The 18,565-nt window shown below is 38.2% G+C and carries 7 protein-coding genes; 5 read left to right on the top strand and 2 right to left on the bottom strand.

Features of this window, described 5'->3' with window-relative positions; all coding sequences use genetic code 11:
* The first annotated feature begins 5 nt into the window (after positions 1-5).
* The 5 genes from ACHRV5_RS02520 (at position 6) to ACHRV5_RS02540 (ending at position 15,128) form a co-directional block, all read left to right on the top strand.
* The gene (locus ACHRV5_RS02520) at positions 6-8,549 is read left to right on the top strand and encodes a hypothetical protein (RefSeq protein WP_395425626.1); all 8,544 of its coding nucleotides are present in this window, start codon (positions 6-8) and stop codon (positions 8,547-8,549) included.
* 386 nt (positions 8,550-8,935) lie between these two features.
* Entirely contained in the window at positions 8,936-10,180 is a 1,245-nt protein-coding gene (locus ACHRV5_RS02525) for a DUF4856 domain-containing protein (RefSeq protein ID WP_395425627.1), read from the top strand.
* A 55-nt stretch (positions 10,181-10,235) separates the two neighbouring features.
* Complete coding sequence (locus ACHRV5_RS02530) at positions 10,236-11,351, top strand: imelysin family protein (protein ID WP_395425628.1); 1,116 nt, start codon at positions 10,236-10,238, stop codon at positions 11,349-11,351.
* Between the two features lie 2 nt (positions 11,352-11,353).
* The gene (locus tag ACHRV5_RS02535) at positions 11,354-12,721 is read left to right on the top strand and encodes an HTTM domain-containing protein (RefSeq protein ID WP_395425629.1); all 1,368 of its coding nucleotides are present in this window, start codon (positions 11,354-11,356) and stop codon (positions 12,719-12,721) included.
* On the top strand, positions 12,702-15,128 hold the full coding sequence (locus tag ACHRV5_RS02540) for a TonB-dependent receptor domain-containing protein (protein ID WP_395425630.1): 2,427 nt from the start codon (positions 12,702-12,704) through the stop codon (positions 15,126-15,128). Before ACHRV5_RS02535 ends, ACHRV5_RS02540 begins: the two co-directional genes overlap by 20 nt.
* Before the next feature lie 570 nt (positions 15,129-15,698).
* Here ACHRV5_RS02540 and ACHRV5_RS02545 read toward each other — a convergent pair.
* Together ACHRV5_RS02545 and ACHRV5_RS02550 are read right to left on the bottom strand one after the other, a co-directional pair.
* Complete coding sequence (locus tag ACHRV5_RS02545; RefSeq protein ID WP_395425631.1) at positions 15,699-17,108, bottom strand: di-heme oxidoredictase family protein; 1,410 nt, start codon at positions 17,106-17,108, stop codon at positions 15,699-15,701.
* Between the two features lie 65 nt (positions 17,109-17,173).
* The gene (locus ACHRV5_RS02550) at positions 17,174-18,367 is read right to left on the bottom strand and encodes an imelysin family protein (protein ID WP_047777481.1); all 1,194 of its coding nucleotides are present in this window, start codon (positions 18,365-18,367) and stop codon (positions 17,174-17,176) included.
* Between the last annotated feature and the right edge of the window lie 198 nt (positions 18,368-18,565).

An 18,565-nucleotide genomic window follows, 5' to 3' on the forward strand; every position in this document is an offset into this window, starting at 1 on the left:
GACTAATGACACTTGATGAACTATATACAGAACTGGTAAATGCCAATTCATCTGGACACCTTAACTTGGTACCGGGAGTGCTTTCTAGTGGTCCTATTGCTGATTTTTATTTAAAACTTACTTCCAAAGAACCTTTCATAATCAATAATGGCACCGTCGAAAAGTCAGCTGACGGGAAAACGGTCTCTATAAAAAATGGATCGGCCTCCATTCTGGGCATCATAGATTTTCCGATTGAAATGGACTTTATACAGCCAAACACGACTTTAGTATCTGAATTGAACGGATTGTTAATAGATGGAACATGGGACATAGCCGGAGTTAGTTGGTTTTCTATCGGTAAACCTTTTGTACTGGTAAATGCTGCCAACGATCAATCACCCGTGACAGGAAGTATAGGGGGAGAAATTAACATTGGACTTCCACTAAAACTTTCAATGGATTTACCTATAACATTGAACGAGTGGGTGCTCAATGCTAATTTTGAAACAACTTATCCAAGTATTTCCTATTTCTCCCAACTCATTGGAGGGGTTACTATTTCTAATGCACTACCTGCACCTTTAAACGCATTTGCAGACATCGGTGTCAGTCAGATAAGTATGGTTTATGATGCAACTGAAAGTATCATATCTTCTATAGGAGTAACGGCGCAAACGAGTCAGCCTTGGTTGTTATTGAGTAACTTAACTTTAAACAATCTTGAGATTGGTCTCACTGTTTCTTATCCCGGAGACTCAGCACTGCGGGATACCGATGTGCAAATAACCGGTTATTTTAATATAGGGGACAAAGACCCTGCAACAAACCAATATCCAAATACCATTGCGGCATCTGCTTTCTATCCTCCCTTTACAATGGGAGCGCGATTAATAGAAGGAACCATTCAATTGGGGGATTTATTAACGATGTTCCTTCCGATAGTGCAAATTGATTTACACTCGGAAATTGATGCCTTTGTAATGGATATAGATCCAAATACAAAAGAATATACATTGAGCTGCAACATTCTTGCGGATTGGACCTTCTTTACCTTGCAAAGCCCTAATTTAAGTTTTACCATGACTGGCTTAGGTTTTGAAATAAGCAGTATGCAAGGAACTGCTACCGGTCTGATAAATGGTGTCTTTCATATAGGGCCTTCAACACCTGATACCGGAGTTGATCTAAGTATCTACGCGGCTTACACCGGTGAGGGCTGGACCTTTGGCGCCAGTACCGGAACCGATCAGGTTATTTCATTAGGAGATATTGCTGTTACCTTTTTACAAGCTTTTGGTATGGGTTATGACACCATTCCTAGTTGGGTAAAAGATAATCTGCCAAGTATCAGTAACGTAAACTTTACCGATATTTTGCCGAATGATAAAGCGAAATCATCCACTTACAACGTAAAAGGAGATGTCGCCTGGCATTTACAATACAGTTCTTTTGATTTGAAACTGAGTGCTAATGTTGATATTACTTACACGGATGGCAAAACGTCAGGAACCATCACAGGAATAGCAGATGCCAAACAAATGCTTGGACTGACTTTTATAGTTGGTTATAAATTTGGTACAGCAGACACAGAAGTCTATTTAAAAATACCCGAATTTGCCAGTACCATTACCTATACAAGCGGTACAGAAAATGATATTATCGATATTAAATTTGATAAAATTTCATTGGGCGAAATTGTCAGCACTTTGGTTGGCACCTTCAGCCCGGGCTTCAGTTTGTCTTCACCATGGAGTATATTAAACAGCATCGATCTCTCCGATTTTGAATTTAAATACACCCGATACAAAACTTCTGCAAAAAGCACTATTGAAGCCAGTATACCGATAAAAGTAGACTTAGGCTTCATTAATATAAAAGCCCTTAAAATCACCAAAGACGATTCTATTGGCGGCAGTGGTGTTTACATCTTTATTGATGGTACTTTCTTAGGTCTTCCAATCTTACCCGATTCCCCATTACAAAAAGACGGTAAAGGAAGTGATGCTACCAAAATGCCGGCAGTACCGGGAATGGGTAGTGAGTTTTTTGATTTGAAATTACTCGCTATGGGGCAGCATGTTACGATGTATGATGTACCAAGTCTCGACTCCGTAGACGCGGCTATTACAGCATTGGGAGCAGCATTCACCACCACATCAGACGAAAGTTCGACTGCTATACCGGTACCCGCTGCAAGTACCAAACCGGGTACGTTGATATTTGATCAGAACAGCAACTGGCTCATTGGAGCTGACTTTACGGTGGCTAAATTTTATCGTATCGCTGCGGTTTTTAACGACCCTAACATGTATGGATTGTTAGTTGGCGTAAGTAAAGACGCGGGAGCTTTTAAAAACCTTCAATTTGAAATTCTTTATAAAAAAATAAACGACTCGATCGGAATGTATCAGATTGATCTGCAATTGCCAGATCAATTCAGACATCTCGAATTTGGAGAAGTATCGATTACGCTTCCTATTATTGGAGTAAAAGTATACACCAATGGTAATTTTTATCTGGACTTTGGCTTCCCGGCCAGTATCACCGATTTCTCCCGCTCCTTCTCTGTGCAGGTATTCCCTTTTCTGGGATTCGGCGGATTCTATTTCGGTTATCTGAGCGGAGCTACATCGAGCAATGTACCGACTACTACTTGCGGGGTTTTCAATCCTGTTATTGAATTCGGTTTAGGACTTTCTTTAGGAGTTGGTAAAACGGTTGATTCAGGTATAATGAAGGCTGGTCTTTCGCTTACTGCTGTTGGTATTTTTCAGGGTGTATTAGGCTTTTTCAGTGCTAATACTTCTCGGGATACCCATGACGAAACCTATTATAAAATCACGGGAACTTTTGGTCTGACAGGACATATCTATGGTGAAATTAATTTTGCCATTATATCGGCCAGATTAGATATCATGGCCTATGCCTATATCACGATGGTCATTGAAAGTTACAAACCAATACCAATTACTTTTGAAGCAGGTGTTTCGGTAAAACTTACCGTTAAAATTAATTTAGGTTTATTCTCTATTAAAGTATCCTTACACTTTAGCGCTACGATCAGTGCCTCGTTTATCATTGGTAGCGACACCTCGTATAATGCGCCATGGATTAATTGTCCGGTAAAAGGATCAAATGCTATAGCGGCACTAGACATGGGTAGCAGAAATGCAAGACTGTTAAGCCTGACCACAACGCCAATAGTTCTGAAATGGCAACCAATTCAACCCGCTTCAAAAGTCCCTTTGGATTTACTATTCTTCCCGCAACTTACGGTATCGGGAGAAACGGGAGCTTCAGGACCGCAATATGCTTCTATGCTTTATATCAATACAGATGTTAACAGCAATAGTCTTTCTTCGTTGACAGAAGGTGTGTTATACTGGGCAATTAATGCTCTAATTGGTAATACAAGTGAAAATACCGGTCTGGATTGGTTAAAAGCACAAGAAATCACAGCAGATCAAATTGCTATCTTGCTTTGCTATTTTAATACAAGACCTAATAATGTAGCGCCATTCAATTATATAAATGCGGCGCATGATGATATACAAACTTTTTTCAGTACGTACTTCCAGTTAAATATCCGTGCAGTTGATGCTACACAAAGCGGAAGTATGGATGCTGCAGTTTTCCCTGTAGTACCGGAGTTAATTCTGAACACAAATCTGAACGGCACTGGTGGTACTCCTGTAAATTTTGCTACCCAAAACATGACCGGTACTCAAAATTATATCAGTGACATAACAGTATTACTAGCTTCAGCCGGAGTAGATTACCAGTCCGGTATTACAGCAGAATATTATGATTCGACCGATTGCAGTAATGTAACCGATCCAACTTATGAGGAGCAGCATAACCTTTCCTTCCCTACCTTTATCTTTACCGATTTTGTAGCGTTATTGGCGAAACAAGCACTTCAGGCTGCCTCCGATTATCTGACCAAACAAGATACTCTTAAAGGTAAAGTAAGTGATGTAGTTACCGCCGCAGTAGCTGATAGTGTACAGGGAATTGGAGGTATGGCGTCTCGTTTTATGCTTCATGGTTTACGCTTACCGCAACCACCGGATGCAGCAAAAGGAATCACACAACCTTTGTATGTATTGACAGGTCAGCAGATTGCGATTCCGTCTACGTTGAAAGCGGGTGATCAATATTCACTTTTATTGCAAAATCCAAATGTGGCCTGGATTACTATGGTATCCGGTACTAATAATACGCTTACCATAACGATTAATGACAGCGAGATTCAGCACATACATGATGTGGCAGCGATTACATTGTCGCCTACTCTTTCGTACGGACCAGCTGCACTTATCAATTATAATGATACACCGCAAACTTTCTCATTGGGAGCTCCGGCGTTATGGCAATATCCGGGAGATTATTACAGTGGCGTAGACAATAAACCTTACTTATGGAAATTACCGTCTAACTTAACCACTATCTTTTCGGATGGAAAAGACTGGCTTTTTGATGTCAAAACACTGACCACAACCAGTACAGGAACTACCAAGGCAAAAGTCAATAATTACACTTGGGGTACCGTTGTTAATTTTTCATTACAGAAAATTACAGCAGTCGACGGACAAGTAACGCCATTATCAAATAACATGTACAATTTGGTAGGTGCCGATGATGCAGGAACAGTTTATTTACAAGAACTGTTGACTTACCTCAATACACATGGTGATAAAGATGGAAGCAAAACCATACAGCAGATTCAGATATTGTATCAGCCTGATCCGACAACAGATTCAAACGGTGGTTATATATCGGATGCCAATGGTGGTTTTAAAACTGCTATCGTACAAGCCAACCTTTCAACAGAAACCAATCCGGCAGAAGCCTTTTTCAGTGCTGCTTTTGTCGAGGCTCCTGTGAGGGATTACAATACGCTAAACGGTGCCGGAGACTTTATTAAACTCTTATGGGAATGCAGTATTGTTCGCAGTGGCGGCTTCAACTTCTATTACAATAACAGTGAAAATAAAGGATTACCTGATACCTTATTTGCAGGTAACGGAGTAGCGAATCTGGCATTGGTAGTAACTTACGATGACCTCATACTAAGTCCGTTTGTGAACAGTGTTGTAATAGGGGATTCTATTGATACTTCCAATACTTCTGTTTATGTACAGTCACCGGATACCGCGCCAGCTGCACAACAATACACTACCCGTGTCGCCACTTTATTACCGGGAACAGTCGGTTATGAAGTGACCCGTAAAAACCCAGGGGATTATGTTCCGACACAACCGGTACCAACAATAGCAGAAGACAAAGTCTATCTGGAAACGCAATTCAATCTGATCGGATTAACAGTTCCGGCCATACCGGCTTATATCAATCCAACACCTGCAGGACCGGTAGATTCGATGGATGATGATGCCATTGCGAATACCAAAAACGGAACCCCTTCACCCAATGTTGATGTTGAAGATTGGAACTACAATGCGGTGGTGCCTTACTACAAATACATCCAACCTGCAGGTACAGATCCGTTATATCCGAATCCGTATGCGGGCATAGGTACAACGGTACAAATGGTATTGAACTGGCAGGATATGTTTGGGAATGTGCCGCCTAACGGAACCACTCCGTTAAATGCATCAATGCAGTTATTGTATGCCGATGCAATTATAGCGATAAGCCAATGGCCATCTGTATCGGTATCGTACATTTTCAGTCCGATAAACAGTAAACCAAACATCAACCTTAATTTTAATTTCAATACCGTTCGTTATGTAGGTGAAGGAGCGCAAAATAACGCTCAGATCGATATGATCACTTATATGAATATCTACTATCAGCTTAGTAGTAACGATATGGCTATTCATTACACTACAACCGTAGAAGATCAGGCCAATGCACAAGGAGTAATTACTTCAACCGATCATGTTATCACAACCACTGATCTATTGACTAATTTTATCAATCCGATTATTGTTTATTTAAAAGCAATCATTGCCGGACAACAGCCGGCTGCAGTGACAACGTATACGATAAATGCCGAAGTAACAACAAGCAACATCATAACGTTACCCGAAATTTCATTGGTTTCTACCAGTATAACGATGAAACGTATTGCTAATTTGGATCCTAATTTTGCTACTGTTGCAGGAGTGGCTTTATCCAATACGGTAATACAACCTTTATCAGACAATGGTGTAAACAGTATGCTGGCACTTTCTTATTTTGCGGAACAATTTGAAGCTTCCTTTATCAATCAGCCTACTGCAGGCATAGTGCTTAAAGCCGCAACCGGAGCCAATTTAACCAAAGGAAACAGTGATACCACTGCAAATGCTCCGCTTTGGATGGTGCGTTTTGACAGCACAGGTGCCAATGGTCTTAAATTTGGTTTCAATAAAGAGCAGGTCTACTACTTTGCCCCTATTCCGTTGGCAACCAGTTTACAGTCCTTCTCAGCTAAAATACAAACGTACCAACAAGGTAAAGCGTATCCTGCTGATAGCGGTGTAACCAAAAATTACACAAGTATTGACATGGACAGCTGGGGCTTACAGTTCTTACAGGCTGTTGATAAATTCCTAAGTCCGTCTTATTCGGTCCCTGCCTTTTTATTGACTGCAAGTGATGTCTTTGCCGGAGATCCTGATTATTTACAATTAATATTGGATGCCAAACAAAAACTGGCAGAAGCGATTGAAGGTACTATCGACTTTATTATTGAACCAACCGCAGGAAAAGGGCCTTCAAATATTGGCAATGCGCAGGACAAATGGAAACAACAAATCCTGATACAATTAGCAAATGCTTATCGTTATATTGCTTCTGTACAAACAACTGCCAGTATAAATTCAGCCTATTCGGGTAGCGAGTACGCCAATTCAAACAACGTGCCACCGAAGGCTCCATACGTTCCTGCCTTATACGGAAAAATGTTGGGGCTTGATCCTACGACTGCCGGATCTGACACTGTTCTTAAGTCTACTGAGTACTCTTTGTCAACAGCCAAAGTACCGACCGCCAATGGAGACTCTTGGTTGACGTATATGTTTGAAGCCAAAGATGCTGCAGAAAGTCGTAGTTTCGCTTTTGGAGATATGGAGTACAGCGTAAGTCATTTGGAATTTGATATTACCGATATACCGGATTTAGATGATTATCTTGCTTCTTCCTGGTTGACTTTTATTATTCCGCTTGATGGAGATATCGATCACAAAGACAGCCCATTGGCAGGTATGACCGATGTTGGTGAAACCACAATACCGGTACCATTGCGTGCCTATCCGACACCACCGTCAATATCTGCGCAGAACTTTGATTATCCTGTGAACGAATCCAACCAACAGGAAGCCATAACGATACAAAACGCTCGTATTTGGGAGTACTATTACACGTATCAAAACCCATCTGCAGCACAGGATACCATAGTAACTGAAATTCAATTTAATGTTACCGATGAAAATCAGAGCTATTATGCCACTGCAAATACACCGAATCTGCCGTTATACCAAGCATTAGCTCAGTTTATTGATTCCTATCCGCAAATTAGTGCTGATTTTGATAATTACCTGGCACTTCTTACACCTGCAACTTTAGAAGCAACTTCACCTTTGGCAATTAATGCTCGTTATGCTATGCTCGCCTTTATAGATATCGTAAATGAAGTAGCAGAACAATGGTCACTAACCAATCAGGTCAATCCAAGAAACCAATTCTTGAAGGCAATGGTTGGTACACCTGCACCTGCACCACCATTTACGTTGGCCTATACCATCACCGAAAGTCCTCAGGATGGAACGGATCATCTAATTGTCACTGTTGATTACAATAACCCACAATCTGCTGATGTCGAAATCAATGTCGGAATTAATGGTTATAGTATTGGATTGGTAGACGGCAAGAAAAATGAATTCCTGTATTACAAACTAAATGACTCCGGTGAGAAAGTTTATTTGATGTATGATGACCGAAACAATGATCCTTCAAGAACTGTTTTAATCAATGGTCTTGATATCTTAAGTGCGCAAAATGCCTGGAGCAGTGTCGCCGTAATCAGAAACGAAGAATTATTGCAAAATGAGGATGGAACATGGGAAACAACTAATCCGTTGTTTATCTATCAGACTCCGCAAGTGATGTTCTATAATAAATTGATTCCGTTCTTAAATGCCGATAACGCAATAGCTATTAATACCATCGGAACTACTACTTATCCGGTACAGCCAACGCGTACCCTTAATGTTCAGATGCTGGCGTTGTTCGATTCTTTAACAGAAAATATCAATGCAGCTGTTACGGAATTCACCATAAAAATGCAATGCGATTATACCTATGTCATTCCAACTACAACCTTCTCTGTAGACGTACCGGTTTTACTGGTTACTCCTACTACATTGACTGTAGCGGATCACGGAAAAGCTATCGCCGACATGATCACCGAAGGAATAAACACCTGGATGCTAAACAGTACTCCACAAAGTAATGCCGGAACATTTACGTTCATGTTAACAGCTTATTCAGTAACGGACAGCTATGTTCCAATATTACAGATTCCGTTTACATTGTCTTTAACAGATATTACACCACAGTAGACTTTTTTTACTATTGTTTTAAAAGCAAAAATCTCAAATATACTTTTGGGATTTTTGCTTTTTATGGAGTACTCAAAAAATGTTGTTCCATAACATAGAATCCTTTTCATGCAATTAATTTTAATACCTGTAAACCTAGTCCCACGAACTATAATCATACAAGTATTTTTCATCCTTTTTAACTTCATTAATTCCTCGAATAAAAGTGTTGAATTACACCTCTTTCGAAGCACCAAAGCACAAATCATTTTCAAAATCCAGATCGCATCATTTCCCGTCTAACAAGCAACAAGCTGACGAATAAGTTCTTAATAATTTTGCTTCATAGCATTTTTAAAATATATTTGCAAATCATATACGTTAATTCAATCTAAATAAATATAAAAATGAATGTTAAAAAATTAATTTTACTTGGATCTTTTTCGACTTTAATGCTTACAGCAGTTTCTTGCTCAAACGATGACGATAATAAACCGCAAGAACAAGGCATCGCTCCTTACACGGTACCGGCAACCTACACTTTTACAAGAGAAGGTGCTACATCTGTTGATTATTCAGGACAAACAACTCGTTTAGTAATGCTTGATGAATTGGGTAATTATATCAAAAATGCCGGAACTAACGGAACTGTGGCTGACAAAACCTTTTTATCTGATATGTATTCTAACAAGAATGCACGTTTCACCGGAGCAGGATTAAATGCATCCGGAAAACAATTAAAAGACAAAACAGCCGCATCTAAAGATTATTTTGTACTAAACCAAGGAGGTGGTTCAAGTGCCGAGCAGGTTGCTGTACGTGAAGTATTTGAAAATTCATTTGCAGATGCTCAGGCAGGAACACAAGGTACTACCGCAGCCCCAGGTGTTGCAGGAGTTTATCTGGACGGAACAAGCAAAAGAGTATTTGCTGCAAACGGTATGGAACCACAACAACTTTTATTGAAAGGTTTGATGGGAGCTTGTCTTTTAGATCAGATTCTGAACAACTATTTGAGTACAAACAAACTGGATGAGGCTTCAAATAAAGACAACAATACTAAAAAAGTATTAGAAGCCGGAACTAAGTACACTACAATGGAACATGCATGGGATGAGGCTTACGGATACATTTACGGCACTGACAATCTTACTGTTACGCCTAATGTTTTTAAATACTGGAGCTCTTATATTAATCAGGTAAATGCTGATGCTGATTTCAACAAAACAAAAGCGGCTATTGAGTTGGCTTTCAGAACCGGTAGAGCTGCCATTATCGCCAATGACTATGCCGTTCGTGATGCGCAGATTGCCATTATTAAAACCAACTTATCGATAGTTCCTGCTGTACGTGCAGTTTACTACCTTCAAGACGGAAAAGCAAAATTAACTGCAGGGGACAAAGGAGCAAAAGCATTACACTCTTTATCTGAAGGTTATGGATTTATCATGAGTTTGCGTTATACAAACAAACCGGGTACAAACAGTCCGTACTTTACTAAAGCTGAAGTGGATGCCATGTTGGCTAAATTATTAAGCGGTACAAACGGTTTATGGGATATTGACGGACTATCTCCAAAACTAGATGAGATTTCTACTCAAATTGCAACAAAATTTGGTTTTACTGTAGCGCAAGCTTCAAAAGTAAACTAATTTTACATAAATTTGACTCTCAATAAAATAGCTTTTATATTGAAAATTTACGATTATGAAAAAAATAGTTTTAATTCTAGGTCTTATTGTTGGTATTTATGCCTGTTCTTCAAGTAATGATAATAAGGATACCGGAGGAGAGAGTAACTTCGACAGGACAGCAATGTTGACCAATTGGGCCGACAATATCATCATCCCGAGTTACACCAACTATCAAACAAAAGTAGCCACATTGCAGACCGCAGCTACCGCTTTTAATACCACTCCAAATGATGCAAACCTAAAAATAGTTCGTGCTGCATGGCTTGATGCCTACAAAGCATTTCAGTATACCGCAATTTATAATTTTGGTAAAGCGCTTGATATTAATTTTAATGCCATGAGCAATACCTACCCTACAGATGTCAATGGTATCAATGCCAATATCACAGGAACCTACAACCTTGATTTACTTTCGCAATACAGCAGACAGGGCTTTCCGGGTTTAGATTATCTGTTGAATGGTCTGGCTAGCGATGATGCCGGTATTCTTGTTTTTTATACCACTAATGCAAATGCAGCCAAGTATAAAACCTACCTAGCTGCGGTTATTACTAAATTAAAACAAAATAGTGATGCAGTTCTTACCGACTGGAAATCCGGATATCGTGAAGCTTACATCAAAAGTAACGGAACCTCAGTAGGATCCTCTGTAGCGGAAACTACCAATAATTTTGTAAAGAATTTTGAGAAAGATGTGAGAACCGGAAAACTGGGTATTCCTGCAGGAAAATTCTCCAATGGAACAACTTTCCCTGAAAAAGTAGAAGCTTATTACAAAAATGATGTTTCGAAAGACTTATTGAATATTGGTATAAAAGCATCACAAGATTTTTTCAACGGAAAATATTTTGCATCTGAAACCACAGGCCCATCACTAAAATCGTATTTGGATTTTGTGAATGCCACACGTGATGGAAAAAAACTAAGCGATATCATCAACACACAGTTTGCTACTATTTATACAACCAATCAGGCGCTAAGCAATAGTTTATCTCAACAGGTTATAAATGACAATACAAAAATGCTAACCTCTTATGATGCTTTGCAAAAAAATGTAATCTACACCAAATTAGATATGATGCAGGCATTGAATATTACAATTGATTATGTAGATGGTGATGGAGATTAATTATGACTCATTATATCCAAAACTATATTAATAAAACAACTCAGGCCACAACGCTAGCTTTTTTCAGGCTAGCGTTTGGTTTAATGATGCTTCTTAGTTTGCTCCGGTTTATGAGTTATGGCTGGGTCGAAAAATTTTATATCGAGCCTCTTTTTCACTTCACCTATTACGGATTTGAGTGGATAAAACCTTTCGGAACATTAACTTACCTTCTTTTTATCAGTGCTCTGATCTCCGCTGTCTTTGTGGCTGTAGGCTTTTTGTACCGCTTCTCAACGATCGTTTTCTTTCTAAGCTTTACCTATATCGAATTGATGGATAAGACCACATATCTTAATCATTACTATTTTATTTCGGTCATTAGCTTCGTTTTGATTTTTTTGCCTGCAAATGCAACTTTTTCACTAGATGCTTTTAGGAATCCTAAGTTGGCTTTTGAGAAAATTCCACGTTGGAACACTGATATTTTAAAGCTGTTATTGGCTATTGTTTATTTCTATGCAGGTTTAGCCAAACTCAATTCAGATTGGCTCTTTCAGGCTATGCCGTTAAAAATTTGGCTGCCAACCAATCATAATTTGCCTCTGATTGGCGGTTTTTTAAATCAGAATTGGGTGCATTTTACTTTTAGCTGGACCGGGATGTTATACGATCTCACCATTCCGTTTTTATTATTGTACAGACGCACACGCCTTTTTGCTTTTGTTTTGGTTGTTGTCTTTCATATTTTAACCAAAATTTTGTTTCCAATTGGTGTATTTCCTTATGTAATGATCATCAGTTCCCTCCTCTTTTTTGAAAGTAGTTTTCACAAAAGAGTTCTGGTTTTTATAAGCCGATTTTTCAAACTAGATTATACCATTTTTGACAATGGCAAAGAAAAAAAACCGACATTCTCTATTCTCTATAAAACAAAACTGGCATTACTCACAATCTTTCTGGTTTTTCAATTGACATTCCCTTTCCGTTATCTTTTCTATCCCGGAGAACTATTCTGGACTGAAGAAGGATTTCGCTTCTCCTGGCGCGTAATGCTAATGGAAAAAGCCGGTTATACACAATTTACCGTAACCGACAGTCTTACAAAAAAGACAATCCAGATAAATAACCGTCATTTCTTGACGTCTTTTCAGGAAAAACAAATGGCATTCCAACCCGACTTTATACTCGAGTATGCCCACTTTCTACATGATTATTATCAAAAACAAGGTATTGTCAATCCCGAAGTCAGAGTAGACAGTTATGTTGCTCTCAACGGAAGATTAAGCAAACAATACATTGATCCCAATATCGATCTCGCAAAAGAATATGAATCATTCCATCATAAAACATGGATCTTACCTTTCAACGATGAAATTAAAGGACTTTAACCTTATTATAGTACTGCTTTTTACGATTAGTAGTTTTGCACAAACACAAATAGCAGGAACAGTAACAGATCAAAATGGTGAGAAATTGCCTTATGTCGAAGTATTTACAACTGTTGGCACACAAAAAGTATATACCGACAAGCAAGGGCATTTTTCCCTGACAGTTCCAAATCCCGGAGATTACACGCTTTTATTTTACAAGGAAAACTATGCCGCTTTAGACGAACCTTTTACCGCACCAACTACGACAGTTAAAATTGTTCTTCATAAAATGACCAATCTTTCAGAAGTAGTCGTACAAAAAGAAAGAGATAAAGTTTTTGCCTTACGTAAACTCAAAGACGTTGAAGGAACAGCCATCTACGCCGGAAAAAAAACAGAAGTAATTTCTTTGGATAAAATAACCGCAAACAAAGCGGCCAACAACCCTCGTCAGATCTATGCACAGGTTGTGGGTCTTACGATTAATGAAAGCTCAGATGGAGGTCTGCAATTAAGTATTGGGGGCCGTGGACTAGATCCAAACAGAACGGCGAACTTTAATACCCGTCAGAACGATTACGACATTAGCGCTGATGTACTGGGTTATCCGGAGAGTTATTATGCAACTCCTACCGAAGCACTGGAAGAAATTCAGATTGTGCGTGGTGCCGCCTCTTTACAATACGGAACTCAATTTGGAGGACTCGTGAATTTTGTAATAAAAAGTCCAACTAAAAAACCATTCGAATTTGTGACCCGAAACACCATTGGTTCTTATGGTTTGTTTACTAATTTTACAAGTCTGAGCGGAACAAATGGAAAATTCAGCTATTACAGTTTTTACAACTACAAACAAGGCGATGGTTTTAGACCGAACTCCGGATTTGACAGTAAAAACTTCTTTGCCAATTTAAACTATCAGTTTACCGAAAATACTTCCTTACATTTTGACTACACCTATTTTACTTACCTCGCACAGCAGGCAGGCGGACTAACAGATAAAATGTTTAATGAAGACCCTACTCAAAGTAACAGAGCCCGAAATTGGTTCGGTGTCAACTGGAACTTATTTGCTTTGCGTTTCAAACATCATTTTAACCATAATGCCGACTTCTCTATACAGCTATTTGGTCTGGATGCCAGTAGAAAAACGGTAGGATTCCGTCCAAATCGTATTTCAACGAATGATAAGGAAGGAACAGTTCGGGATTTAATTAAAGGAGATTTTGTGAATTGGGGTACAGAAGTCAGATATCTTCAAAAATATCAAATAAAAGGAAATACAAGTACTTTTTTAATTGGAGCCAAATATTATCAATCTAATAATACCGGAATTCAAGGCCCGGGTAGCTCAGGTAGCGACGCCAATTTTAATCTGGCAACGGATGAATTTCCACTTTATCCAAACCAATCCGATTATCGTTTTCCGAATCTAAACTATTCTTTATTCGGAGAAAATATCTTTAGAATTTCACCAAGTTTTTCTATTACGCCAGGCTTTAGAATAGAAAAAATAAAAACAAAAGCGGTCGGTTCCTTCCGAAGAATAAATCTTGATCTTGCCGGAAATGTCCTTTTAGATGAGACCAAATACGAAGACAATGTAAAAGACAGGAATTTTGTTTTGTTTGGTGTTGGATTGAGTTACAAACCACAAAACGGTATTGAATTCTATGGTAATATATCACAGAACTATCGTTCAATTACTTTTAATGATATTAGAACCGTTAATGCAGGTCAGTACATATCTCCTGATATTTCGGACGAAAAAGGATTTACTTCAGATATTGGTATTCGTGGCAAGTATAAAAACATACTTAATTTTGACTCTAGTATTTATGGTTTGTACTATAATGATAAAATTGGGGAATATCCTGCCGAAATAGGTGGTGCGTATGTGCGCGTCCGTGACAATATTGGAACTGCCTTTACCTATGGTTTTGAAACTATGGCTGATTGGAATTTAACCAATACCTTCCTAAACGAAAATCCAGATTGGTCGTGGAATCTTTTTGCCAATGTAGCTGTAACAAATTCAAAATACCTAAAATCAGAAGTACCTGGGGTTGAAGGTAATTCGGTAGAATTTGTGCCTCTTTTTAATATTAAAAGTGGTAGCGGGATTGGATATAAAAACTTCAAGTCCAGTATCCAAATCACTTATGTTACTTCGCAATATACAGATGCTGAAAATTTAAAAACAGGAGAGAATAATATCGGTGATGGTATTACGGGTCAGATACCTGCTTATTTTGTTGCAGATTTCTCCAGTTCTTATAAATGGAGAAACTGGAAATTGGAAGCGGGAATTACGAATTTTACAGACAGTAAATATTTTACGCGTCGTGCTACAGGTTATCCCGGCCCCGGAATTATCCCTTCTGACACAAGGACGTTTTATACTACTTTAGAATTTAAATTTTAAACCGTTGGTACAATTGTTTTTAACACATAGAGACATAGTTCACAAAGCTTAACAAAAAGCGTTACGCTTAAAACAAATCATAAATCTATGTTTCTATGTGTTAAAGAAAATTTTATAACCAATTGGCGCGCTTATTTCTAACACATAGAGACATAGTTCACAAAGCTTAAAAAAAGGCGTTACACTTAAAATAAATCACATAAACTATGTGTAAAAATTATGATTCTCTTTAAACTTATCAAATTGCAAATCAAAATCTATGTTTCTATGTGTTAAAGAAAATTTTATAACCAATTGGCGCGCTTATTTCTAACACATAGAGACATAGTTCACAAAGCTTAAAAAGGCGTTACACTTAGAAAAAATCACATAAGCTATGTGTAAAAATTATGATTCTCTTTAAACACATCAAATTGTAAATCAAGATCTATGTTTCTATGTGTTAAAGAAAAATCATAACCAATTAGCGTAATATTTTTGACACATAGAAACATAGCATCCAAAACTTCTCAATAGAATCGGTAACTAAAAAAAACATCCGCAGAATCAATTGATCTTGCGGATGTTTTTTTATAATGAATTAATAAAGGCTAACAGATTTTCTCTTTCTGAAGCACTTAATTTCTTGTACTTCTCTTTGGCCTTCTGCCCTTCTCCACCGTGCCATAAAATAGCTTCTTCTACATTTCTGGCTCTTCCATCATGCAGTAAATTGGTATGACCGTTTACAATTTTAATTAATCCAATTCCCCATAAAGCAGGAGTCTTCCATTCGGATCCCGATGCTTTAAAATCGGTTGCATTATCTGCTAAACCAGCTCCCATATCGTGCAATAAAAGATCGGTATAAGGACGAATCGTCTGATTGCGTAAAATGGTTATTGGATGCGTGGTACCGGTTTGAATTTTTGGAATATGACAACTTGTACACCCAATAGTTTCAAACGTTTTCTTGCCTTTCAATACGTTTTGATCAGTATAATTCCTTCTTGCCGGAACCGCCAAAGTACTGGAATACATCGCCATTCGGTCTAAATTAATCTCTGTAATTTCAGGCATTCCACCGTTCGGAATTGTTGTTAAATCAACTCCTTTTGGTCCACTTTCGTAAGGAAATAAACTCGATGTAATTCCCATGTCTCCTGATAAAGCAGCAGCTACCTGTTGTTTTACATTGGGCTGATTGGCTTTCCATCCAAATCGTCCTAATTTGCTTGAATTACTGGCGAAATCATATACATAATTGGGTTTTCCGGAAATTCCATCACCGTTCGTATCATTTTCATCGGCAAAACCTAAAATTGTACTTTCAGAAATCGCTTCAAGCAATCCTAAACCAATTATCTGATTGGCAATTCTGGGTGAAATTTGAACAGTAGCTAATGGGCCATATCCTAAATTGGTAATGGTGTAAATCGGCTTTTGTAACGTCACTACAGTCCCATCGTCTAAAGTCTCTTTTATAGGTTGATAACTAATGGTAAACTGACCTTCAGCTGTTTGACCTAAAATAGCGTGGTCCTGCAATTGCGAACCGTAAACCGGGTCAGGAAAACCAATTCCGTTAGCATCTTGCCCTGCCACTGAAATGCGGAAAAGCAATCCGGCTCTGTCTTCCCCATCAAACAAGGGAGGTCTGCCGCGTCCATCTTTAAAATGGCAACTTGAACAGGAATGAGCATTAAAAAAGGGGCCTAAACCGTCACGAGCGGTAGTAGAAGAAGGTGCGGTAACCCAGCTTTGCCTGAAAAATGAATTTCCGACACCAAAATCTGTTTGTTGGTCAAAAGTAAGTGTAGGCATGAAAAAACCAAAGGCCTCCTCACTGGTATTAAAAACGGTTGCTTCACCACCAGAAAACTGCTCACCATCTTCAGCCGTTAAAGGAATATAACTTTCTTCATTATTGTTATCATTATCACTACAACTAAAAAGTGTAATACAAACAATAACAAACCAATACGCTTTAAAATTCTTCATCTTTATTTACAGAAAAAGTGTTCTGCAAAGGAACACTTTTTGTTTTAATTAATCATTAAAATTGATTATCCGTTAACGATAATACCAATTTTTACAGCACCGGCCAATAAATTAGCTCCTAAATTTTGCAATTGTTGCGCAGCAGATTTTACTTTTGCACCTTCTACAGATGTCGGTCCTCCCGAGATCGCTAAATCAAACGGAATCAAAATAGCACCCACTTTTGTAGTTGATGCAGCTATTGCCGTTGCGGTATCATCGTAAACTTTACTATCGGCTTGTTTTACTAAATCTTCTAAAGACGGGCCATCAATAGCTCCATATTTACCTTGATATACATTGATAACGCCTTGCATGTTCAGAACAATATCTCGGTGTGTATTATCGCTAAAACAAGAATGTTCGTCTTCTTGATTTGCGTTTTCTACAGCTGTAATCATGCGTTCCACAGGCAATTCAGTAAGAACTAAAGTTGTAATTCCCAGGTAAATATTTTTTATAGCTGTATCTTCCGATAAAGCCAAAAACTTAACTCTGTATACACCTCCTACTTTCCACTGTTGTACTAAATAATCCAGATTATCAGTTAGCAAATCAGCGCAAAATTTCAAATAATCAGCTCTGCGGCCTTGGTTAGCAGCTGTTCCTCCAGCGCCCGTTACATAATCTGTATAAGGTCTTTGCCCTGGTAAATTGGCTGATGGTAGTGTTAAATCTTGTCCCCATAATAAGAACTCGATAGCATGATATCCAACACTTACATTTAATTCGTCTTCATCTAAAGCATTTTCATCAGCTAAAACTTTTTTCGATAAAACCGGGAAATCAGTTGTATTATTAATGATTCCTGAAGCTGGAGTTCCGTCTACATAATCAATAAAGTTTTCATCTAAAGGCCATGAATTCAAAAGTCCTTCCGGTCCATTATCATCATCAATTGGTCCGTTTGCAAAACGAAATGCTTCTGTAGTCCCGTAACTCTCTCTTGAAGTTTTCCATGCTGTTTTTGCAGCTGTAAAATTGGCAGCTGTCGGAGTAGTTGTAAAAGTGGTAATCGCTGTTTCTAAAAGTACCGCATCATCATATGCTTTTTTGTAATTGGCATATACGATATCTGCATAATTTGCAATCACCTGTTTTTTTGTAACAGCAGTTGGAGTATTAGTATCGTTATTCTCCTTTTTATCATCATTGCTACAGGCAAAAAAAGTTAATCCGGCCAATAAACCAAGAGCAACTTTAGGGTATACATTTTTCATTTGTTTTTATTTAGAATAGTTAAAGTTAAACAAATGTAAAAATAATTTTTAATAAAAGCGAGTGGCCAACACTTTCTTAAAACAGCTTATTATCAAACTTTTACAAAAAAGCAACACGATCCGGAAGCTAAACTTCTAATCTTGTTCTAATTATCTTCTAATGTTATTTTAATGTTGCTCTGATAAATCTTTAAAAAA

The organism is Flavobacterium sp. FlaQc-52 (assembly GCF_044007495.1).
Taxonomy (GTDB): Bacteria; Bacteroidota; Bacteroidia; order Flavobacteriales; family Flavobacteriaceae; genus Flavobacterium; species Flavobacterium cupriresistens.